The 22326-nt window shown below is 72.1% G+C and carries 19 protein-coding genes; 4 read left to right on the top strand and 15 right to left on the bottom strand.

All coding sequences use genetic code 11. The features are described from left to right. Positions 1-16: 16 nt before the first annotated feature. The 3 genes from AC3RJ8_RS04750 to AC3RJ8_RS04740 all read right to left on the bottom strand — a co-directional run bounded on the left by AC3RJ8_RS04750 (position 17) and on the right by AC3RJ8_RS04740 (position 3857). Positions 17-1429: a sensor histidine kinase gene (locus AC3RJ8_RS04750; protein WP_489714790.1), complete on the bottom strand. Its 1413-nt coding sequence runs from the start codon at positions 1427-1429 to the stop codon at positions 17-19. A gap of 93 nt (positions 1430-1522) precedes the next feature. Then, on the bottom strand, positions 1523-3082 hold the full coding sequence (gene ahcY, locus AC3RJ8_RS04745; RefSeq protein ID WP_489714789.1) for an adenosylhomocysteinase: 1560 nt from the start codon (positions 3080-3082) through the stop codon (positions 1523-1525). A gap of 118 nt (positions 3083-3200) precedes the next feature. Continuing rightward, entirely contained in the window at positions 3201-3857 is a 657-nt protein-coding gene (locus AC3RJ8_RS04740; protein ID WP_489714788.1) for a sunset domain-containing protein, read from the bottom strand. 169 nt (positions 3858-4026) lie between these two features. Here AC3RJ8_RS04740 and AC3RJ8_RS04735 point away from each other — a divergent pair, with 169 nt between their 5' ends. Further along, positions 4027-5271 (top strand): acyltransferase family protein, encoded by a 1245-nt coding sequence (locus AC3RJ8_RS04735; RefSeq protein WP_489714787.1) that lies wholly within the window; start codon positions 4027-4029, stop codon positions 5269-5271. A gap of 106 nt (positions 5272-5377) precedes the next feature. On the opposite strand, the gene AC3RJ8_RS04730 is transcribed toward AC3RJ8_RS04735, so the two are convergent. The 3 genes from AC3RJ8_RS04730 to AC3RJ8_RS04720 form a co-directional block, all read right to left on the bottom strand. Continuing rightward, on the bottom strand, positions 5378-6307 hold the full coding sequence (locus AC3RJ8_RS04730) for a glycine betaine ABC transporter substrate-binding protein (protein WP_489714786.1): 930 nt from the start codon (positions 6305-6307) through the stop codon (positions 5378-5380). A 112-nt stretch (positions 6308-6419) separates the two neighbouring features. Continuing rightward, positions 6420-7337, bottom strand: a complete 918-nt coding sequence (locus tag AC3RJ8_RS04725) for an ABC transporter permease (protein ID WP_489714785.1) — start codon at positions 7335-7337, stop codon at positions 6420-6422. A gap of 8 nt (positions 7338-7345) precedes the next feature. Further along, the gene (locus tag AC3RJ8_RS04720; protein ID WP_489714784.1) at positions 7346-8536 is read right to left on the bottom strand and encodes a quaternary amine ABC transporter ATP-binding protein; all 1191 of its coding nucleotides are present in this window, start codon (positions 8534-8536) and stop codon (positions 7346-7348) included. 344 nt (positions 8537-8880) lie between these two features. Between AC3RJ8_RS04720 and AC3RJ8_RS04715 the strand changes: the two genes are divergently transcribed. Next, positions 8881-9549, top strand: coding sequence for a YoaK family protein (locus AC3RJ8_RS04715; protein ID WP_489714783.1), 669 nt, complete (start codon positions 8881-8883; stop codon positions 9547-9549). After that, a complete protein-coding gene (locus AC3RJ8_RS04710) occupies positions 9546-11372 on the top strand; it encodes a gamma-glutamyltransferase family protein (protein WP_489714782.1) in 1827 nt (608 codons plus the stop codon). Before AC3RJ8_RS04715 ends, AC3RJ8_RS04710 begins: the two co-directional genes overlap by 4 nt. Before the next feature lie 28 nt (positions 11373-11400). Here AC3RJ8_RS04710 and AC3RJ8_RS04705 read toward each other — a convergent pair whose 3' ends face one another. The 9 genes from AC3RJ8_RS04705 to AC3RJ8_RS04665 form a co-directional block, all read right to left on the bottom strand. Beyond that, positions 11401-11832, bottom strand: coding sequence for a TA system VapC family ribonuclease toxin (locus AC3RJ8_RS04705; RefSeq protein WP_489714781.1), 432 nt, complete (start codon positions 11830-11832; stop codon positions 11401-11403). Beyond that, positions 11825-12082, bottom strand: a complete 258-nt coding sequence (locus AC3RJ8_RS04700) for a hypothetical protein (RefSeq protein ID WP_489714780.1) — start codon at positions 12080-12082, stop codon at positions 11825-11827. The genes AC3RJ8_RS04705 and AC3RJ8_RS04700 overlap by 8 nt, the downstream gene beginning before the upstream one ends. A 39-nt stretch (positions 12083-12121) precedes the next feature. Then, positions 12122-13765: an ABC transporter ATP-binding protein gene (locus AC3RJ8_RS04695; RefSeq protein ID WP_489714779.1), complete on the bottom strand. Its 1644-nt coding sequence runs from the start codon at positions 13763-13765 to the stop codon at positions 12122-12124. Further along, the gene (locus AC3RJ8_RS04690) at positions 13762-15444 is read right to left on the bottom strand and encodes an ABC transporter ATP-binding protein/permease (protein ID WP_489714778.1); all 1683 of its coding nucleotides are present in this window, start codon (positions 15442-15444) and stop codon (positions 13762-13764) included. Before AC3RJ8_RS04690 ends, AC3RJ8_RS04695 begins: the two co-directional genes overlap by 4 nt. Positions 15445-15447: 3 nt before the next feature. After that, on the bottom strand, positions 15448-16458 hold the full coding sequence (locus AC3RJ8_RS04685) for an ABC transporter substrate-binding protein (RefSeq protein ID WP_489714777.1): 1011 nt from the start codon (positions 16456-16458) through the stop codon (positions 15448-15450). Then, positions 16455-17315 carry an ABC transporter ATP-binding protein gene (locus tag AC3RJ8_RS04680; RefSeq protein ID WP_489714776.1) on the bottom strand — a complete coding sequence of 287 codons (861 nt, stop codon included), beginning with the start codon at positions 17313-17315 and terminating at the stop codon, positions 16455-16457. Before AC3RJ8_RS04680 ends, AC3RJ8_RS04685 begins: the two co-directional genes overlap by 4 nt. Then, positions 17312-18442 carry a FecCD family ABC transporter permease gene (locus AC3RJ8_RS04675; protein WP_489714775.1) on the bottom strand — a complete coding sequence of 377 codons (1131 nt, stop codon included), beginning with the start codon at positions 18440-18442 and terminating at the stop codon, positions 17312-17314. Before AC3RJ8_RS04675 ends, AC3RJ8_RS04680 begins: the two co-directional genes overlap by 4 nt. A 111-nt stretch (positions 18443-18553) precedes the next feature. After that, positions 18554-19522 carry a cation diffusion facilitator family transporter gene (locus tag AC3RJ8_RS04670; protein ID WP_489714774.1) on the bottom strand — a complete coding sequence of 323 codons (969 nt, stop codon included), beginning with the start codon at positions 19520-19522 and terminating at the stop codon, positions 18554-18556. A gap of 39 nt (positions 19523-19561) precedes the next feature. Continuing rightward, positions 19562-20845: a CDP-glycerol glycerophosphotransferase family protein gene (locus tag AC3RJ8_RS04665; RefSeq protein WP_489714773.1), complete on the bottom strand. Its 1284-nt coding sequence runs from the start codon at positions 20843-20845 to the stop codon at positions 19562-19564. 183 nt (positions 20846-21028) lie between these two features. Here AC3RJ8_RS04665 and AC3RJ8_RS04660 point away from each other — a divergent pair, with 183 nt between their 5' ends. Continuing rightward, positions 21029-22255 carry a CDP-glycerol glycerophosphotransferase family protein gene (locus AC3RJ8_RS04660; RefSeq protein WP_489714772.1) on the top strand — a complete coding sequence of 409 codons (1227 nt, stop codon included), beginning with the start codon at positions 21029-21031 and terminating at the stop codon, positions 22253-22255. The last annotated feature ends 71 nt before the right edge of the window (positions 22256-22326 follow it).

Raw genomic sequence — 22326 nt, 5'->3', positions numbered from 1 at the left:
CGGTGCGCGGCCGGACTCATCGGCGCGGCCGGGATGGGGCGGGACGGGCAGGGCGAGGCCGGGCCTGGGTGGGGAGCAGCACGGTGACCACCGTAGGCCCGCCGGCAGGGCTGGACAGGTCGAGGGTGCCGTCGACGGCGCGGATGCGGTCGGTCAGCCCGGCCAGACCCGTGCGGTGGCCGCTGCCGTCCGGCGCGACGACGACGGCGCCGCCCTGACCGTCGTCGCGCACGCGCAGGCGCAGCCCGTCGGGCGTCCGCTCGACGAGCACGTACGCCCCGCTGGCGCCGGCATGCTTGACGACGTTGGTGACCAGTTCTGCGACCGTGTAGTAGGCGATGGACTCCACCGCCGGGGCGAGTCGACCGCCGGCCTCCACGGCCGGGTCGACGTCGACGGTCACCGGCACCGGAGCCCGCGCCCCGAGCGTCTCCAGCGCGACCGCCAGGCCGGAGTCCAGCGCGGGCGGGTGGATGCCGCGGGCGATCTCGCGCAGCTCGGTGAGCGCCTCCTTGGTGGAGTCGTGCGCGGTGCCGACGAGGTCTCCGGCCACCGCGACGTCGCGGCCGCCGTCACCGTCGTCACGGTCGCTGCCAGGGTCCGCGGCGAGCAGGTCCCGGGCCTCGCCGAGCTGCATCGACACCGCGACGAGGCGTACCTGGGTGCCGTCGTGCAGGTCCCGCTCGATGCGCCGCAGACGGTCGTCCGCGTCCTCGACGACCCCGGCGCGAGTGGCCTCCAGCTCGGCGACGCGCAGGCTCGCCGTCGTCGGGCCGAGCAGCGCACGCGCGAGGAGCCGGAACAGTGCGACGAGCAGGGCCTGGACCCGGGGCCAGAGGAGGAGGAGCGCGAGCCCGGCGACCACCAGGAGGAGCTGCCGCGGCGGGGTGTCCGCGAACCAGGACCGCTCCCCCGCGACGATCGAGAAGCCGCGGTGCATCGACCCGTCCGGGGCCTCCTGCCAGGGCAGGGACCACGACCAGAGCCAGTGCGTCATCCCTCCGAGCGCGACCGCCAGGACCACCGTGCTGACCACGAACGAGACGATCGCGAGCGGGAACGTCGCCACCAGGAAGAGCACGGCGCGCCAGCCGGTCGGGTCGGTGACGGTCTTGCCGAGCCGGCGCCAGAACCCCTGGTACCGCGCACGAGCGGGCGGGTCGCCGACGTCGGCGCCGAGGAGGCTGCGCGCCATCCGCCGGTACATGCCGCCCCAGCCCCGGGCGCCGACGACGAGCTCACCCGCGGCGATCAGCCCGAGCACGGGCAGCAGGATGCCGACAGTGAACGTGAACACGGTGGTGACGAGCGCGTAGGCGAAGGCGAAGGGCGCGAGCAGGAGCGCGAGCCACAGGAACCCGTAGGCCCGCCAGGTGCTCCGCGTGAAGGGCGCGGCGAGGAGTCCGGGCGCGCGCGTGGTGGTGGTCATGGTGCCCATCCTCGCGAGCGTCGCGCCTGCTGCCCAGGGTGCGTGCCGCCGTCGGGCACGGGGGTTGTCCCCCGTGCCCGACGGCACCGTGGGTCAGTAGCGGTAGTGCTCCGGCTTGTACGGGCCCTCGACGGGCACGCCGAGGTAGTCCGCCTGCTGCGGGCTCAGCTCGGTCAGGCGCACGCCGAGCGCGTCGAGGTGCAGGCGGGCGACCTTCTCGTCGAGCACCTTGGGCAGGCGGTAGACCTGACGCTCGTACTGACGCTCGTCGGCCGGGCGGGCCATGTCCGCGAAGAGCTCGAGCTGGCCGATGACCTGGTTGGCGAACGAGTTCGACATGACGAACGACGGGTGGCCGGTCGCGTTGCCGAGGTTGAGCAGGCGCCCCTCGGAGAGCACGATGATCGACCGCTCGGCACGCTCCGCACCGTCCGCACCGGACGGCCCGCTGCCCGCGGGCAGCGTCCACTCGTGCACCTGCGCCTTGATCTCGGTCTTGACCACGCCCAGCACGTCGGCCAGCCCGGCCATGTCGATCTCGTTGTCGAAGTGGCCGATGTTGCCGACCACGGCCTTGTCCTTCATCGCCAGCATGTGCTCGGCGGTGATGACGCCGAAGTTGCCGGTGGTGGTGATGAAGAAGTCGGCCTCGCCGACGACATCCTCGATCCGCGCGACCTGGAAGCCGTCCATCGCGGCCTGCAGCGCGCAGATCGGGTCGACCTCGGAGACGACGACGCGCGCGCCCTGACCACGGAACGCCTCGGCAGCCCCCTTGCCGACGTCGCCGTAGCCCGCCACGAAGGCCACCTTGCCGCCGATGAGGATGTCGGTGGCGCGGTTGATCCCGTCGGGCAGCGAGTGGCGGATGCCGTACTTGTTGTCGAACTTCGACTTGGTGACCGAGTCGTTGACGTTGATCGCCGGGAACAGCAGCTCGCCGGACTCCGCCAGGTGGTACAGGCGGTGCACACCGGTGGTGGTCTCCTCAGTGACGCCGCCGATCTGCTGGGCGATCCCGGTCCAGCGCAGCGGGTCGGCCTCCAGCGCCCCGCGCAGGACGTCGCGCACGACGTTCATCTCCTGGGTGTGGTCCGGCTCGCCGGGCAGCGTGTTGGGCGGCACGACGCCGGCACGCTCGTACTGCAGCCCGAGGTGGACCAGCATCGTGGCGTCGCCGCCGTCGTCGAGGATGAGGTTGGGGCCCTCGCCCGCCGGCCAGACGAGGATCTGCTCGGTGCAGGCCCAGTACTCCTCGAGCGACTCGCCCTTCCAGGCGAACACCGGCACGCCCTGGGGGTCGCCGGGCGTGCCGTCCTTGCCGACGACGACGGCTGCCGCGGCCTCGTCCTGCGTGCTGAAGATGTTGCAGCTCGCCCACCGCACCTCCGCGCCGAGCGCGGTGAGGGTCTCGATGAGCACGGCGGTCTGGACGGTCATGTGCAGCGAGCCGGCGATCCGCGCGCCGGCCAGCGGCTGCGCCTCGCCGAACTCCTCGCGCAGGGCCATCAGGCCGGGCATCTCGTGCTCGGCGAGCCGGATCTGGTGACGCCCCGCCTCGGCGAGCGCGAGCGAGCGGACCTTGTAGCGGCCCGGCGACTCGTCGAACCCGGGCGTCGGCTGGGTGGTGGTGGCCTCGGCGGTGTCGGTCATGGGTGCCCTCCTGGGACGTCGATCGGTGCTGTGCGCACTGGGGGCTCCCGTCGGCGCTGTGGCACGCCACCAGGCGTGCACCTTCCAGAGTAGTAGGTGGGCGACACCCGGTCAGCGGTCAGCCGTTCTTGGAGGCGCGATACCCGGCGTTGCGCGCGGCGCTCGCCGTGGTGAAGCACTCCTCAGGGCTCGTGATGTCGTAGTAGCGGCCGCCCGGGAGGTGGTAGATGCCCGACTGGTTGCCCTTGATCGGTGCCCAGCTCGGGCAGTTCCACTTGCTGGCCGGGGCCGTGCGCGCGGGACGCTTGCCCTGCTTGACCACGAGCTTCTGCTTCAGCGTCCTGGTCTTCGTCGGTCCGTAGACCCGCACGGTGCCCCGGGCGGTGGACTTGAGCGAGTATCGCTTGAACGTCGCCTTCGTGGTCACCCGGTAGGTGCCGGGCTTGAGCGAGACGACCTTCTTGTTCTTCGCGACGGTCTTGCCCGACCGCTTGACGGTCAGCGTCTTCGACGTGATCTTGACCTGCCCGGTCTTCGTCACCCGGGGCTTCACCTTCGCCTTCCCACCGTAGGGTGCGGTCCTCGTGCCGATCTTCTTGACGGTGACCTTCGCGGGCTTCTTGGCGGTGGACACGCCGGTCGGCACGGACGACGCCTGGACGACGCCCGGCACGGCGACGGCGGACGGCGCGGCCGACGCCGCAGAGCCGGTGGCGACGACCGCGCCGGAGGCGAGCAGCGCACCGAGGGCGAGCGAGGCGAGCAACGAGCGCATGAGGGGATCCTTCGCGACGGGCCGGGACGACGACCGGCGGGTGGGGGCGCTTGATCGTAGGAGCACGCGGTCGGTCGCGCCCCGTCAACGGGTGCGTCGCCCCGATATTTCACCCGAGCCAGGCGCCCCGAGCTAGAATGTTATCTATTCGTGATCTAAGGTCGGCGAGATGACTCCGGCACCCACGACGACGACGCCAGCACCGCGCAAGCACCTGCTCGACGTGCTGCGGTTCGGCGCGGCGTTCGCCGTCGTGGTCTACCACTTCACGGCGACGCCCACGGCGAGCACCTACTGGGGCACCGACGTCACCGCGTTGTTCGACGGCATCAACCAGGTCTCCCGCTACGGCTGGCTGGCGGTCGAGGCGTTCTTCGTCATCAGCGGGTTCGCCATCCTCTGGTCGAGCCAGGGCCGCACCGTGGCCCAGTTCACCGGGTCCCGCGCCGGACGCCTCTACCCCGCCCTGTGGGCCTGCGTGCTGGTCACCGCCCTGCTGCAGTCGGTCTGGACGGGCGGACGCGAGCTGAGCGTCGGCGACACCCTCCTCAACCTCACGATGGCCCCTGACGTCTTCAGCGCCGAGCTGTCCCAGGTCGTCTACTGGACGTTGCTCGTCGAGCTGAAGTTCTACGTGCTGGTCGGCCTGCTCATGCTGCTCGGCCCGCTGACCCGTGGCCGCATCCTGGCGCTCGCCCTGGCCTGGCCCGCCGCCGGGATGCTCGTGCGCGGGTTCGGCTACCCCGAGGTCGCCGAGCACCTCGTCGTGCGGCACTCCGTCTACTTCGGCATCGGCATGATCCTGTTCCTGCTCTGGCAGGACGTCTCGGCCCGCCGCGAGACCGAGCCCGACGGCACCCGCCGCGCGCTCGCCGTCGACGCCGGTGCGCTGGCGCTGCTCCTCGTCCTCGCCGTCGACCGGGTCACCACGTCCAGCGAGCACGCGGCCGCGTTGCAGGGCGTGCCCGTCCACGCCGGCGTCGCGGTCGTGGTGCTGCTCGCCGTCATCGGCGCCGTCTGGCTCGCCGTGCAGCCGGGGGCCACCGTCCGCGAACCGCACCTCGCCGCACTCTGCGAGCTCGCCGGCGCGCTGACCTACCCGCTGTACCTGGTGCACACCCAGTTCGGCTGGGCCGTCACCGAGGCGCTGGCCGGGCAGGGCGTCAACGCCTGGGCCGTGCTCGTCGCCGCCACCGCCGTCTCCCTGCTGCTGGCCGCGGCGATCCACTACGCCGTGGAACGGCCGTTCTCGACCCGCCTGCGACGTGCGGTGACCCGCGGGCTGTCGTCCCGCCCGGCACTGCCCACGACGCACCCGTCGCCCGGACACCTCGCTGTCGGCCGCCCGCTGTCGGCCCCGCCGGTCCAGGAGCTGCACGAACCGGCGCTCGCCCTTCACCGCGCCGCGAGGTGACCGTAAGCCCTTCCACGCACCCGGGCCGACGCGGTTCCGGAACGACAGATGCCCGCCCCGGCGCAGGCCGGGACGGGCATCTGTGAAGGCAGTCGAGCCGTCAGGCTCAGCCCTCGAACGCAGGGATCACGTCGGGGTTCGCCTCGAGCCACGCCTCGACGCCCGCGGCCGGGTCGTCCGGGTTCTCGTTGACGACGGAGTCCTCGAGAGCGCCGTACTGGTTGTCGTCCAGCTTGATCTGGGCGATCCAGTCAGCGACCTCGGGGTGCTCCTCCGCGAAGCCGTCGGTGCCGAGGAAGTGCAGGCCCTCGGCCTCACCGAGCGCACCCTCCGGGTCCTCGAGCGTCTTGACGGGGTAGGACGCGTTCGCCCAGAACGGCTGCCACAGCGTGACGAGGATGTCCTCCTCGTTCTCCGTGGCCTGCTCCAGCTCGGTGAGCATGGCCGTCGTGGAGGAGGTCTGCAGCTCGTAGCCGGCCTCGTCCAGACCGTAGGTCGGGATGACGTTGTCCTGCACGGCCGCCGTCAGGCCGGCACCCGGCTCGATGCCGGTGATGGTGCCGTCGAACAGGTCGGCGTTGTCGGCGAGCTCGTCGATCGAGTCGATGTCGGTGTACTCCGGCACCGCCATGGTCAGCTTGGCGTTGTCGTAATAGGTGCCGATGTCCTCGATGGAGTCGCCGTACTCCTCCATGTACTGGGCATGGGTCACGTCGGGCCAGGCCGACGGGTACATGTCGACGTCACCCTCGGCGAGCGCGGTGTACAGCAGGCCCGCCTCCTGGATCTCCTGGTGCTCGACCGTGTAACCCGCCTCCGTGAGCACGTGGTCCAGCAGGTAGGCGGTGCTCAGCCCGTCGGTCCACGACGGGATGTAGCCCAGGTCGATGGTCATGTCCTCGGCGGCCGTCTCGTCGGTGGCGCCGTCGGAGCCGGCGTCGTCCGAGCCGCACGCGGTCAGGGTCAGCCCGAGGGCGGCGGCGGAGACGAGGGCGACGCCCTGGCGGCGACGCAGATGCTTGCGATGGGTGCTCATGTGATGAGTTCCTTTCGTGTCGAGGAACGGTGGCCCCGGTCGGGGCCGGTCCCGGGACGTGGGGTTCCGGACGGGTCGGTTCCCGTTCGGCGGGTCGGTGTGCTGCGGCAGTTCAGGCCGCGCCGGCGGTGGCGGCTCGAGCGCCGTCGCCCTTCCGGCTGCTGAGGATGGCGACCAGCGAGCGGCCGGTGGGCTGGCCGATCGCGCCGGTGAGCCGGTCGAGGAAGATCGCGAGGATCACGACGGACAGGCCGCCCTCGACCCCGAGCGGGACGTCGAGCGTGGAGATGGAGGAGACGACCCTGCCGCCGAGGCCGCCGGCACCGACGATGCCGGCCACGACGGCCATCGACAGGGCCAGCATGATGACCTGGTTGACGCCGGCCATGATGGTGGGCAGGCCCAGCGGGAGCTGGATGCCGCCCAGGATCTGCCGCGGGGTGCCGCCGAACGCCTCCCCGGCCTCGACCGTCTCGGAGTCGACCTGACGGATGCCCAGCTCGGTGAGCCGGACCCCGGGCGGCAGCGCGAAGACGATGGTCGCGCACACGCCGGGGACGACGCCGATCCCGAAGAAGACGACGACGGGGACCAGGTAGACGAAGGCCGGCATGGTCTGCATGAAGTCCAGCACCGGCCGGACGAAGGCGCTCACCGTGTCGTTGCGCGCGGCGAGGATCCCCACCGGGACGGCGATGACGACCGCGATGACGGTCGCGACCAGCACGAGGCTGAGCGTCTCCATCGCCGGTTCCCACATCTCCATGCTGATGATGAGCAGCATGCCCACCAGCGTGAAGACCGCCAGCCCCCAGGACCGCACGAGCAGCGCGAGCAGGGTGAACACCGCGACCATGATCAGCGGCGCGGGGAGCAGCAGCAGCTCGGTGATGCCGTCGATGAGGAAGGACATCACCGCGGTGATGCCGTCCAGCAGCCACTCGAGGTTGTCGTTGATCCAGTCGATGCCGCTGTCGACGGCCTCACCGATCGGCACCTTCGGGATGGTGGTGCCGTCAGAAGTTGACATCGGTGCCATCACTTTGCTCCTGCGGTGTCGAGGACGGACTCACCGTCGGCGGGGCCGTCGCCCGGCGCGGCCGGGCTGAGCGCGCTGTCGGCGCCCGGTACGGCGAGGGCGCTGAGCAGCGTCACCCGCGGGATGACGCCCTGCAGGCGACCGTCCGCCCCGACCACGGCCAGGGGCGCCTGGCTGGTCGCCGCGTCGTGGAACAGGTCGGCCAGCGCCGTGTCCGGGGAGACCTGCGCGACCGGGTCGCTGCTCACCGGGAGCGTGTCCGTGCCCTGCCGCACGGCGTCGGCGACGTCCTTCTCCCACACGATGCCGACGACCTTGCGGTCGCGGGCCGTGACGAGCAGGGAGGAGACCTGGTGCTCGCGCATCAGCTTGTGCGCGGCCTTCGGACCCGACTCCGGGCCGACCACGGCGACGGGTCGTTCCATCACGTCGGCGGCGGACAGGACGCGCGAGCGGTCCACGTCCGCGACGAACTGGGCGACGTAGTCGTTGGCGGGCTCGTTGAGGATCTGCTCCGACGTGCCGACCTGCACCACCCGCCCGTCGCGCATCATCGCGATGCGGTCGCCGAGGCGCATGGCCTCGTTGAGGTCGTGGGTGATGAACAGGATCGTCTTGCCGAGCTCCGCCTGGAGCTCGAGGAGCTGGTCCTGCATCTCCTTGCGGATGAGCGGGTCGAGGGCGCTGAACGCCTCGTCCATCAGCATGATGTCGGTGCCGGCGGCGAGCGCGCGGGCGAGGCCGACGCGCTGGCGCATGCCGCCCGAGAGCTCTGACGGCAACGAGCCGCCCCAGCCCTTGAGCCCGACCATTGCGAGGGCCTCCTCGGCCTTGGCCTCGCGCTCGGCCTTGTTCACCCCGCGCAGCTTGAGCGGGTAGGCGGCGTTCTCACCGACGGTGCGGTGCGGCAGCAGGGCGAAGTGCTGGAACACCATGGAGACCTTGGTGCGGCGTACCTCGCGCAGGGCCGTGGCGGACAGGTGCGTGACGTCCTGGCCGTCGATGCGCATGACGCCGTCGGTCGGCTCGAGCAGCCCGTTCACCATGCGGATGAGCGTCGACTTGCCGGAGCCGGACAGGCCCATGACCACGAAGATCTCGCCGGGGGCGACCTCGAAGGTCGCGTCGATGACGGCGGGTGTCAGGCCTTCTCGTCGGAGCTGGGCGCGGTCCGCGCCTTCTTTGAGCATCTTGACGCCGCGTTGTGGCCGGCGTCCGAAGATCTTTGTCAGGCCGTTTGCCTCGATGGCTGGCACAGTTCTCCCGGGTCGGGGACATTGGCGTGCCGTCGAACCGCCCGTGGACGTGCCCGAGCGGGTCCTCGACCCGCACTCGACGGCCTGCGGGCCATGAGTCGGCATTCACGTTCTTTGCACGAGCGTATGTCACGCTCTGCACGGCTCCCGTCCATCCCGGGCAATTCGGCGATGATCTTTATCACGATGTGACCAAAGGTGCCTGTTCGACCTGCACTTGGCGTGCAGATGTCCCGGTGAAGATCCTCACGCCGCCGCCACGCTCTAGAGTGGCCGACGTGCCTCGCGACCGTCTTCACCTCGGCCTCATGCTGGCCCTGACCTTCTCGACGGGGATCGCCGACGCCGTCGGCTACCTCGGCCTCGACCGGGTCTTCACCGGGAACATGACCGGCAACGTGGTCATCCTGGGCATGGCGCTCGCCGGGGCGGACGACCTGCCCGTCGTCGGGCCGCTGCTGGCCTTCGCGACGTTCCTGGCCGGGGCCGCGCTCGGCGGCCTGGTGGTCCGCTCGGAGGACGTGGGCTGGACCGGCCGGACGACGGCGCTCTTCGGCTCCGTCGGCGCGATGCTGGTGGCGATCGCGGTGACGCTGGCGGTGTTCGACGGCGCGATGCCCTACGGCGTGCAGCTCGCGGTGACGGGTTCGCTGGCCGGGGCCATGGGTCTGCAGGCGGCGACGGCCCGGCACCTCGCCGTCAAGGAGATCACCACCGTCGTGGTGACGAGCGCGATCACGGGGCTGGCGATGGACTCGCGCCTGGTGGGCGGCCACGGCCTGCTCGTGCGGCGGCGGGTCGCGGCGATCGCGCTGATCGGCGCGGGGGCGTGCGCGGGCGCCCTGCTGCTCCAGGTGCACGTCGCCTGGGGCGTGGCCCTCGCCGCGGCGCTCACCCTGGCGGTCACCGTGCTCGGCCACGCCCGCGGACGGGCGGTGCCGGCATGAGCTTCACGCCGCCCGACCCGCACCGCACGCGCCCGGACCTGCAGGGCACCTTCGGCATGGCCGCCACCACGCACTGGCTCGCCACGGCGACCGCCCAGTCCGTGCTGGAGCGCGGCGGCAACGCGTTCGACGCCGCCACGGCGGCCGCGTTCGTGCTCCACGTCGTCGAACCGCACCTCAACGGCCCCGGGGGCGACATGACGGGCGTCCTCGCCACCTCCGACGGCGCCACGAAGGTCCTGGCGGGCCAGGGGCCCGCACCAGCGGGCGCCACGGTCGCGCACTACCGCGACACCGAGGGGCTCGACCTCGTGCCCGGCTCAGGAGCGCTGGCTGCCGCCGTGCCGGGCGCCGTCGACGCCTGGCTCCTGCTGCTGCGCGACCACGGCACCTGGCCGCTGCGCGAGGTGCTGGCCTACGCCGTCGGCTACGCCCGCGACGGGCACCCCGTCCTGGGCGCCGTCGTCACCACGATCGAACGGGTCGCGGGACTGTTCTCCCAGCACTGGCCGACGTCCGCCGCCCGCTGGCTGCCGGACGGCCGTGTCCCCCGGGCCGGGGAGATCGTCACCAACCCGGACCACGCCGTCGTCCTGGACCGGCTCGCCGACGCCGCCGACGGCGCGCCCGACCGGGAGGCGGGCGTCGACGCGGCACGCGCGGCTTGGCGCGAGATCGTCGGGCCGGCCGTCGAGGCGTTCGTCGCCACGCCGCACCGGCACGCCGACGGCCGCGACCACGCCGGGGTCCTGACCGCCGACGACGTCGCCCGCTTCCGGGCGGGCTACGAGGCGCCGGCGACGGTGGGCTTCCGGGGGCACACGGTGGTCAAGACGGGTGCGTGGGGGCAGGGCCCGGTGCTGCTGCAGGCGCTGCGGATACTCGACGGCTTCGACGGGTCCGACAGCGACCGCCTCGACCCCTCGACCGAGCGCGGCGCGCACACAGTCCTGGAGGTGCTCAAGCTGGCGCTGGCGGACCGGGACACCTGGTACGGCGACGCCGACGTCCCGCTCGAGCACCTGCTGTCCGAGGGGTACGTCGCCGACCGACGAGCGCTCGTCGGCGAGCGCGCCTCGCACGAGGTGCGCCCCGGCGTCGTCCCCGGACGTGCCGCTCCCCCGCTGCCGCCGCTGCGCACGGCGGCGGCAGCGGCGTCGGGCGCCTCCGGAGCGGGCGCCGCCTCGTCGCAGGGCGCGGGCGAGCCGACCGTGCAGACGAACGGCACGACGCGTGGGGACACCTGCCACCTCGACGTCGTGGACCGGTGGGGGAACATGATCAGCGCGACACCGTCGGGCGGATGGCTGCAGTCCTCGCCCACGGTGCCCGGGCTCGGGTTCTGCCTCGGCACGCGGTTGCAGATGACCTGGCTGGACGAGACGTCGCCGTCCCGGCTCGTGCCCGGAGCACGGCCCCGGACCACTCTCTCCCCCACGCTGGTGCTGGACGGGGACGGCGCCCCGGTGCTGGCGTGCGGCACGCCGGGGGGCGACCAGCAGGACCAGTGGCAGGTGCCGTTCCTGCTGCGGGTGCTCGTGGGCGGGTACACCCCGCAGCAGGCGATCGACGCCCCCACGCTACACACCACGTCGATGGTCGACTCGTTCTGGCCGCGGACCTGGACGCCCGGCGGCGCCGTGGTCGAGTCCCGCCTCGGGGCCGACGTGCTCGCCGGGCTCGCGGCGCGCGGGCACGTGCTGACCGAGGCGGGGCCGTGGTCGCTCGGGCGGATCTCCGCGGTGACGCGCGACCCGGCGACCGGGATGCTCGGCGCGGCCGCGAACTCCCGCGGGGCCCAGGGGTACGCGGCGGGGCGGTAGGCCCACGGGCCGACGGCCAGGCGGTCCGTCAGCCGGCGAGCGTCAGGACGTGACGCCGGTCCGAGGGTGTCAGCGCACGCTCGACCTTCGCGTCGAGGGTGACGAGCACTCCACGGCGGTCCGCCGCGAGATTCAGCAGATGAAAGTCCGTCACCTGCCGGTGCCCCGTCATGCGCGACAGGTCGACGACCGGGTCCGCCAGGCTCGTGTCGTCGCGCCAGAACTCGTGCTGTCGCCGCGCACGGACACGACCCAGTGCGGCGAGCGCATCGGCGGTGGACGCACCGGGGTTGGCCACAGAGTTCGACAGCAGCCGCACCAACCCCTGTTCGGTCGTCGGACACGTGGCGAACGACGAGACGCCCCGCAACCAGCTCAGGGCCGTCGTGTGGTGCTGGTGCGCGGCAACGTGCGCCGCGAACAGGACGTTGACATCCGGCAGGCAGACGCGATCATTCACGCCGCGTCTCCGCGACGGCGTCCGAGTCGTCCTCGTCCAGCAGCTCGGCGACGTCGTCCGTGGTGATCGTCGGGCGGTCCGGGTGGAAGACCAGGAAGTCCTCGTCCCGCGCAGACAGCAGATCCGCCTTCTCGACGAGCCGCGCCACGGTGGCCGCGCGCGGTTCCCCCGCCACGGCGTTCCGGTCGATGATCGCCGCCAGGCGCGCCGTCTCCGTGAGGTGGATTCGTCGTCGTGTCGCTGCAGACATGGCATCCATGCTATCCGCAGCGGCAGCCACAAGGAAGCCCTACCGTTCCCCGAGGGTCACCTGACGGTCCGCGGCGGCGATCGTGGCGGGGCGGTGGGCGACCAGGAGGGTCGCCCGATCCTCCGCCTGGCCGAGCAGCTCCAGCAGTGCGGCGTCGGCGTCCGGGTCGAGGGACGCCGTCGGCTCGTCGAGGACGAGCACGCGCGGGTCGCGCAGGAGCGCCCGGGCGATCGCGACCCGGGCGCGCTGCCCGCCCGAGAGCCCACTGCCGTGCTCCCCCACCGGGGTGTCCAGCCCGGCGGGCAGTCCGGCCGCCCGGTCCAGCAGCCCGGCCGCACGGGCGGCGGCGTCCACCGCGCCGCCCGAGATGTCCGGGTCGCCGAGCACGATGTTGGAGCGCACCGTGCCGCGCAGCAGCGGGGAGGACTGGGGGACGACGGCGAGGCGCGCGCGCAGCTCGGCGTCAGGCAGGGTGCGCACGTCGTCGCCGTCGACCCGCACGGCGCCGCCGTCCGGGTCCCACAGCCGCTGGGCGATCCGGGCCGCCGTGGTCTTGCCCGCACCGGACGGGCCGACCAGCGCCACGACCTCCCCCGGCCGGACGTGCAGGCTGAAGCCCTCGAGCACGGGCCGCGCCGGGTCGTAGGCGAAGCTGACGCGGTCCAGCACGAGGCCCGTCTCGTCCGGCACGCCGTCGGACACGGCGTCGGGCACGGCGTCGGAGGCCAGGCCGACGACGGCGGGCGGCAGCGCCAGCACGTCGTCGATCCGTTCGGCCGACGCACGCAGCGTGCTCGCGCTGCGCAGCAGGTCCGCGATCTGCGCGGCGGGCCCGAGTCCGGCGACGGCGACCGTCACCGCGAGCGGGATGTCGGCCGGGGCGATCGCGTCACGCTGGAGCAGCACGACCGCGAGCGTGCCGAGCGCGGCGGCGGCCAGCGCGACGTCGGCGATGCCGCGCTCGAGGCCGAGCCGGGCGGACTCGCGCACCTGCAGCCGGGCGAGGGCCCGGGTGTCCTGCGCGACGCGGTCGAGCTGCGCGTCGAGGGCACCGGACCCGGTGAGCTCCCGCAGCCCACGGACCGTGTCGAGCAGCTCGGAACGGACGGTCGCGGAACCGGCCGCGAGCGCGTCGCTGTCCCGTCGTGCCCACCGGGCGGTGGCCAGGGGTACCGCGACACCGAGGACGAGCAGCGGCACCCACACGAGCAGCAGCGACGGGTCGAGCGCGACGGACACCCCGGTGCTCACGGCGAGGACGAGCAGCGCGCTGAGGCTCTGGGCGGCGGTGTGGGCGTAGAGCCACTCCAGCGTCTCGATGTCGGAGACCGCGGTGGTGACGAGCTCGCCGGTGCGGCGGTGCCGGGTGCGGGTGGGCAGTGCCCGGCGCAACGCGTCGAAGAGCCGGCCCCGCAACACCCCGATGAGCCGGTAGGCCAGGTCGTGCGACACCCACGACTCGCGCCACGCCGCGAGCGACGCGAGGACGCCGACAGCGCCCAGCGCGAGGGCCGGTCCGGCCAGCCCGGGCGACTCTCCCGCGACGACCCTCCCGACGACGACCGCCAGTCCGAGCGCGAGCCCGAGCACCGCCGCCTGGGACACGACGCTCCACAGCACCGTCTCGACGAAGCGTCCGCGGTGGGTCGTGACCACCGGCAGCAGCCGCAGCACGGCCCTCATCGCGCGCCTGCCAGCACCTCGGTGGCCGGGGCGCCGTCGCCGGTCGCGACGATCCGACCGTCCTGGAGACGCACCCACCGGTCGGCGTGGGTGCAGGCGCTCTCGCGGTGCGCGACGACGATCAGGGTGCGCTCCTCGCTGGCGGCCACGACGGCGTCCATGACCCGGCGCTCGGTGTCGACGTCGAGCGCCGAGGTGATCTCGTCCAGCACGAGCACCGGGGCCGTGGAGAGCAGCGCCCGGGCGAGGGCCAGCCGTTGCCGCTGCCCGCCGGAGAGCTGCCCGCCGTCCTCGGCCAGCACGGTGTCGTAGCCGTCGGGCAGGGAGCGGATCACGTCGTGGACGTCCGCGGTGCGTGCGGCCCGTTCGACCTCGACGTCCGTGGCCCCGGGACGGTACAGGCGCAGGCTCTCCGCGACGGTCCACGCGAACAGCGTGGGGTCCTGCGGGACGACGACGACGCTGCGGCAGCGCGCCGCCGCGGTGTACTCGGGCAGAGGCACGTCGTCGAGGCGCACGGTGCCGCCGCACGGGTCCGCCTCACGTTCCAGCAGTCGCGCCAGCGTGCTCTTGCCGGACCCGGACGGGCCGACGACGGCCACGGTCTGGCCCGCGGCGACGCGCAGGCTCAGGTCCTGCACCCCGGTGGAGGTGCCGGGGTAGCGATACGTGACGTCGGCGAGCTCGACGGCTCCGGTCGTGGCGGGGGTGGTGTGCCCACCGGTCTCGGCGACCGACGGCCGCATCGACAGCAGGCGGTCGAGGCCGTCGACGGCGGTCAGGCCGAGGTAGCCCGCGTGCCACGCGGTGCCGAGGTCCTGCACCGGCCGGAAGCACTCGCGGGCCAGGAGCAGCACGGTCACCGCGACCGGCGCGCGCACGTCGCCGGAGAGCACCCCGTGCAGAGCGGCGACGACGGCCAGGGCGGTGCCCAGGTGCAGCGCCAGCGCGCTCACGACGGTCTCGACGAGTGAGACGCGCAACTGGGTCATGGTCGTGCGGCGCAGGCCCTCGGCAGACGTGGCCAGCCGGTCCGCGACGCGGCCCGTGGCGCCGAAGGCACGCAGCAGCGGGATCTGCTGCAGCGCCTCGACGAAGTCTGCCGTGAGCCGGGTGAAGACGTCCCAGCGTCGGCGCCCGTCGCGCAGCAGCCGCGCGTCCCAGACGCGAGGGGCGAGAACCGCGACCGCGGTCGCGACGGCGAGCACGGCTCCGGCCGCCGTCGAACGGTCCGCCACCAGGACGACGACGGCGGCGGGCACCACGAGCACGACGACCAGCTGCGGCAGGTAGCGGGTGTAGTAGGCGTCGAGGCCGTCGACGCCGTCGATCACCGAGGTCGCCACCTGACCTGCGTCCCGCTCCGCGGCGGGTACCGCGACGAGCTGCGCGAGCAACCGGCGCCGCAACCGCAGCCGCACCGACGCACCGAGGCGCGTGGCCAAGGGTTCTCGTACCGCGACCACCGCACCCCGGACGACGGCGATCGCTGCCAGCGCGACCAGGGCGGGCACCGTCGAGGCCAGGTCCCGGCCGTCCCGCACGAGGGCGGCGATCACCGAGCCGGCGGTGACCGCGAACGCGACGTGCAGGGCGGACAGCAGCACGCCGACACCGGCCAGGGCGAGGATCGCGCCCGGGACGGCGCCGGCGAGCTGCAGCAGACGACGATGGATCACCGGTCAGAACGCGTCGGGGTAGAGCTGTTCGGCGATGTCGCGGACGATCGTGATGTTGCCGAGGGTTCCCGGGAAGACGTCGGCGCTGGAGACGGCGACGAGCCGGTCCTCGCGGACGGCCGGCAGGTCGGGGAACGTCGTCGTCAGGTACTCGCGGGTGGCCGCCTCGTGCTCGTCGTCGTAGACGGAGAACACCAGTGCCTCGGGCTGCTCGGCGGCCAGCGACTCGGGGGTGATGGTCGCAGCGAAGAAGTCGGCGAACATCGGGTCCTCAGGGCCGTAGACGTTGTCCGCTCCCGCCCGAGCGAGGATGTCGTGCTCGATGCCGGCGCCGATGGCCTGCAGGTTCGTGCCCTCGACGTAGACCTGGGCGACGCGCAGCGGCTCGACGTCCTCGATGGCCGTGGCGACCTCGTCGAGCTGTGCCTGGCTCTCCACGACCAGCTCGGCCGCCTCGTCCGGGACCCCGAAGATCTCCCCGAGGTTCTCCAGGTCTACGAACAGGTCGGTCACCTCGCCGGCCATGCGGCGCTCCGCGCACCCGCCCGTGGCGACGTAGACGGCGGCGTCGGCCTGCTCGAGCTGGTCGATGCTCGCGAAGCCCTGCTCGGCGGTGAACTCGTACGTGGTGGGCGAGTAGACGAAGTCCGGCTCGACGGCCAGGAGGTCCTCGCGGCTCGGGGGCATCACGTCACCGATGACGGGGACATCTGTCGCGAGCGCCGCGACGTCGTCCGGCAGGGCCTGTGCGGCGGCCTGGGCCTGTCCGGCGAGCCGGTCGGCCAGGCCGAGGCGCAGCATGAGCTCCGTCTGGGCGGGGTGCATGCCGACGGCGGCCTCCGGGGCGCCCTCGACGACGACCTCGCGGTCGCAGTTCTCCAGCGTGACCGTGGTGGCGTCGGCGTCGGTCGCGCCCGCCTCGGTGGTCACGGAGGACCCGCAGCCGGTGGTCGCCAGCGCTGCGGCGCTCAGCATGCCGATCGTGGCGGTGTGTCGGAAGGTTCGGCGGTTCATGTGGGGATGCTGCTTTCTGTGCGGAGCTCGAGGGAGGCCGGCTCGGTGGCCTGTTCATGGGCATGCTCGGCGGCTTGCTCGGCGACTCGTTCGGCGGCTCGTTCGAGCCGGTGGAAGCCGAAGACGGGGTCGTGCCCGCCGAGCACGCGGACATCGACGCGGAAGGTCGCCCGGATCAGCTCGGGGGTGAAGACCTGCCGCGGCGGGCCGGCGGCGACCACTCGGCCGGCGTCGAGCACGACGACGTGGTCGCAGTACTGCGTGGCGAGGTTCAGGTCGTGCAGAGCGGTGATCACGGTGCGGCCGAGGCTGCGGACGGTGCTCAGCAGCTCGTGCTGGTGGCTGATGTCGAGGTGGTTGCTCGGTTCGTCCAGCACCATGACGTCGCTCTGCTGGGCGAGGGCGCGGGCGAGCATCACGCGCTGTCGCTGCCCGCCGGACAGCGTCGCGACCATGCGGTCTGCCAGGTCGGTGATCTCGGCACGACGCATCGCGTCCGCCACCACCTCCACGTCCTCGGCGGTGTCCCGGCCGAAGGAGGCGTGGTGCGGCACGCGGCCGAGCATGACCGTCTCCTCGACGCTGAGGTCGAAGTCCGTGGGCGGGTCCTGGAGCATGACCGCCACGGCCCGCGCCGCCTGCCGGCCGCGGAGGCTCTGGACGTCGCGACCGTCGATCCGGCACGTGCCGAGCCGTGGCCGCACGGCACGATAGATCGTGCGCAGCAACGACGACTTGCCGCTGCCGTTGGGACCGACGAGGCCGACGACCGCGCCCGGCTCGGCGACCAGCGACGCGTGCTGCACCACGTCGCGACCACCGAGGGTCACCGTGACGTCGTCGAGCTCGACCCTCATCGCCCGAACCCCGCTCGTTCGGCGCCGCCGCGCCGCATCAGCCAGAGGAAGAAGGGCGCCCCGACGAACGCGGTGAGGATGCCCAGCGGGATCTCGGTGGGGACCGCCACGGTGCGGGCGAGCAGGTCGGCGCCCATGAGGAACACGGCCCCGCCGAGCACGGTCACGGGCAGCATCCGCCGGTGGTCCGCGCCGACCACGATGCGGGCGATGTGCGGGATGACGAGGCCGACGAACCCGATCCCGCCGGCCACGGACACCACGGTGCCGGTGAGCAGGGAGGCCACGACGAGCAGCAGGCCACGCAGGCGGGTGGCGTCGACGCCGAGCGAGACGGCGGACTCGTCGCCGGTCATGAGGGCGTTGAGCGAGCGCGCCAGCAGTGCGGAGACCACGACGGCGGCGCTCAGGGCGAGCGCCGGTCCGATCAGGCTCGACATCGTGGCCGCGGAGACGCTGCCGAGCAGGAAGAACAGCACGCTGACGACGTTCTGCGCGCTGGTGGTGATCGTCAGGTAGCTGGTGATCGCACTGAACAGGGTTCCCAGGGCGACGCCGGCGAGGATCATCCGCGTCGGGGACAGCGCCCCGTCCTTGCGGGCGAGCGCGGCCACGCAGACGCACGCTCCGAGCGCGCCGGCGAAGGCCGCCAGGTTCAACGACAGACCACCCAGGGCTGCCGAACCGAAGACGATCACGAGCACCGCGCCCACGCTCGCGCCGGACGACACCCCCAGGATGTAGGGCTCGGCCAGCGGGTTGCGGACCGTGACCTGCATGAGGGCGCCGGCCAGGGCCAGGCCGGCGCCCGCGAGCCCGGCGAGCAGAGCGCGGGGCAGCCGGAACTGCCAGACCGCCTGGTCCTGCAACGGCGTGAGCGAACCGTCCGACATCCACGGCATCCCCGGGACGAGGTGCCCGATGACGACCTGGGCGGCCTGGGTCGGATCGACGTCCACGGATCCGACGGCGCCGGAGACCACGACGAGCAGGACCAGACACAGCGTCAGCGCCCCGCAGGTCCACCACGCCCGGCGGGCCAGACGACGGCGGGCGCCGGGCGAGGATCCCGCCGCAGCAGCCCGGCGGTCGACCGCCGCGGAGAGGGTCGTCGGTTCTGGTGGCACGCGACGGAACTCTACGGAGAATGATTCTCAGGTGCAAGAGAGGTCTGCCGTGGGGGCGCTCCCGCCGCTCGGTGGCTCGCGGCAGGCCGGCCGGGTCCTGCCCGGCGCGACTCAGCCTTCGGCGCCCTCGGTACCCCCGGTGACCTCGGTACCCCCGGGGGCCGCCGGGGCACGGCGCAGGTCGGGTTCGAGGTAGACGACCCGGGCGATGTCGACGGCGCCGCGCACCCGGGACTCGGCGTCGTCGATCGCGCGGGCGACGTCCGCGGCGGTCGAGGCGCCGTCGACCTCGATCTTGGCGGCGACCAGCAGCTCGTCCGGGCCGAGGTGCAGCGTCTTGAGGTGGATGACCGACCGGACGCCGTCGCCGACCAGAGCAGACCGGATCGCGGCGACGTGCGCCCGCGTGGCGGACTCCCCCAGCAGCAACGACTTCGTCTCGATCGCCAGGACGATCGCGATGAGCACCAGCAGGACACCGATGCACGCGGTCCCGGCGGCGTCCCACCGACCATCCCCGGTCAGCAGCGTCAGGCTCACCCCGAACAGGGCGAGCACCAGACCGACGAGCGCGCCGATGTCCTCCAGCAGGACCACCGGCAGCTCAGGCTGCTTGGCCCGCCGCACGAACTGCACCCAGGAGGCACGCCCGCGCACGGCGTTCGACTCGCGGACGGCCGTGCGCAGCGAGAACGACTCCATGACGATCGCCGCGACCAGGACGGCGAGCGGCACCCACCACCAGCGCCCCTCGATGGGCTCCGGGTGCTGCCACTTGTGGAAGGCCTCGTAGAGGGCGAACAGGCCGCCGACCGAGAACAGGACGATCGAGACCACGAACGCGTAGACGTAGCGCTCGCGCCCGTACCCGAACGGGTGCTCCTCGTCCGCCGCCCGCTTGGCCTTCCGGCCGCCCAGGAGCAGCAGCCCCTGGTTGCCCGAGTCGGCGAGCGAGTGAACGCCCTCCGCGAGCATCGACGACGAACCGGTCAGCGCCCACGCGCCGAACTTGGTCACCGCGATGCCGAGGTTCGCGAGCAGTGCAGCGATCACGGCCTTGGTGCCGCCCTGTGCAGACATGCCTCGGATCCTAGCGGGGCCCGATTTCGCTGCCCCGACCTACAAGGGATCGGACGTGTCGTCGCGCCGGACCTCGACGAGACGCGCCAACTCGGCCTCATGGCGCGCGATGGCGCTCTCGCACGCTGTGACGAACCTTTCCAGGGAGGCACCCGGCGTCACATCGCCGAGATAGTACTCCACCAGCCGGCGGCGCTCTTCGCGCGCGGCACCGTCCGAGGACTCCGACCGCACCAGCCCGACGATGCCCTCGACGTCGTCGACGCGCAGACGTCGGGCCGCTCGGAGGAGTGGCGTGCTGGCGATCGTCGCCCACGGCGCGGCCACGTCCGTGACGATCAGGGGCCTGAGAGTCGGCAACCACTCGGTCGCAGCGGCGGAGATGTCACAGACGAGGACATCAGCCTCCGCGAACGTGGTCGCGAGCTCACCCCCGTCGCGGGCGGCATGTCCGGCACCGGGGTCGGACTCGGCAGCTGCCCGGACAATCTCCCGCACCTCGGCATCAGCGTCCGCATAGGCCTGGGAACGGACGCCGGTCAGTGGGTGCGGTCGGTACAGGAGCCGCGCCCGGCGGTCCGAGACGACTGCGCGGGCCAGTTCCGGCCCCAGGACGTCGACCGAACCATAAGCGACCGAGGGATTGGCACCCTCCCACGTCGGCGCATAGAGGATCGTGGATCGCTCGGCCTGCTTCCGAGCGACAGGGTCCGGTCCGAGCAGGTCGAGCTGAGGCCGCCCGACCTGCACGCACCGCGACTCCGCGTCAAAGTAGGGCAGGTTGCGTGCAAACCGGTCGACCGCGGCCTGGCCGGCGACGAACACGAGGTCATAGGCCTTGTGCTGGTTCGAGACGGAGACGGTCTTGTCCGAGTCGCCGTGCAGTAGGGAGACGTGTACGAGCTCGCCGAAGCTCAACATCGTGAAGTTCTGCGGGCTGTGGTTGACATAGAGCGCAAGCCGCACGTCACTACCGGTCAGAATCTCATCGAGCGTCGCGTGCTGCGCCACCGTCACGACGCGTAGCGGCGTCTCATGACGGAGCAGGCGCGCCGTCCGGGAGTCTCCGGTGATCACTACGAGCGGGACACGCCGGTTCAGGGCTTCGAGCGCCGTATACCACTGACGGATCTGGTACATGCTCTCCGGCGGGTCTCCGAAGAAGACCACGGCACGCGCAGACAGAGTGGTTCCCTGCAGGACGCCGTCTTCTCCCAGGCCATCCGGAACGCCTCCGGGAAGCAGGCCAAGACGACGAATGAGCTTGCCACCGGTCGACCGGACCGTGCGGCGCAGCCCTCCGCCGCGCGTCGAGCCGACCATGAGCACCTCACCTCTGCGACAGGTCCGGCGAGCGCCGGACATCTGCGCGCAGTTTAGCGGCGGGTCCAGCGAGAGCAGGGAGACTGCGGCCGGGCCGACCGGAAAGCACCGCGTCGGAGGCTTCCCCAGCCTCGGTAGGATGTTCAGGTCTCGACCCCGGCTACCGAAGGTGCTGTCGCACGCATGCAGTTGATCCAGGACGTACGAAACTTGGCACGTCTCGTGCAGAGGGCCGCTCGTAGGCGCCGGGACCGGGCGGCCTGGCAGCACTACGAAGCCACCCGGACGCCCCTCACTCGGCAGTTCGAAGCAGCTGTCTTCTTCTCCGACGGCCCGGTCAACATCTACCAAGTACGGCAGTGGTACGAGCCGATGCGCCATCTCGCCGAGCAGCATCCCGTGGTGGTGATCACTCGGAACCTGTCTGCCGCCCTCGCGCTCAAGGGAGAGTGCCCACTCCCGGTGCTCTACCAGCCGAAGATCGCCGAGACAGAGGAGTGGCTCACCACACATCCCGTCGGGGCTGTCTTCTACGTCAATCAGAACATCGTGAACTTCCGCATGATGCGATTCCGTGACCCGGCGCACATCTTCATCAGCCACGGCGAGTCCGACAAGGACTACATGGCCTCGAACCAGCTCAAGGCGTACGACTACACGTTTATTGCCGGGCAAGCTGCCTTCGACCGCATCGGACGCCGTCTCATCGACTTCGACCGTGACAAGCACCTCGTACGGATCGGTCGCCCCCAGGTCGACGTCGAGAATCCCGGACCGTCCCTCCCCGACGACGGCCGAACCGTCGTGCTGTATGCGCCGACCTGGGAGGGCGACCGGCCCTCTATGCGCTACTCTTCCCTGCAGTCCCACGCCCCGGAGATGCTGCGAGTCCTGCTGGGAACGGGGAAGCACCGGATCGTGTACCGCCCTCACCCGCGGACCGGGGCGGCCCAACCAGAGTACCGGAAGGCGCATGAAGCGATCGTCCGGCAGATCCAGTCCGCCAACTCCACCGACCCGAGCGCCCAGCACATGGTGGACACGGACTCCGTGTTCGGCTGGCACCTCCGGGCGGCGGACGTCGCCATCGCGGACATCTCCGCCGTCGCCTTCGACTTCCTGGCGACCGGCAAGCCCCTGCTCCTGACAGAGCCGGCCGACCCGCTGGCAGAGATGGACCACGATGGTCTCGCTGGGCAGATCCGTACGGTCCAGCAGCACGAGTCCGCGGACGTCCTCAACATCATCAACTCGATCCTCCACGGCGCCGACCGGGGAACATACGCGAAGATCGTCGAGCACTACTTCGGAGACACAACTCCCGGTGTGCCGCTGCAACGCTTCCTCGAAGCAGCGAGCACCATCATCACGGCGCGCACCGGTTCCGATCTGTCCGCGCCACAGCGGTGACCGAACTGCAGTAGTTATGAGCGCACGTCTGCCCGGCAGCAAGCACTCCCGTCCACATGACCCCGTACGAA

It is taken from the genome of Isoptericola sp. MSGPD8_1_ISO-PGPR-S23-394 (genome assembly GCF_058072785.1).
Note: the sequence above shows the minus strand (reverse complement) of the source record. Positions and strands in the feature narration are given on the sequence as shown.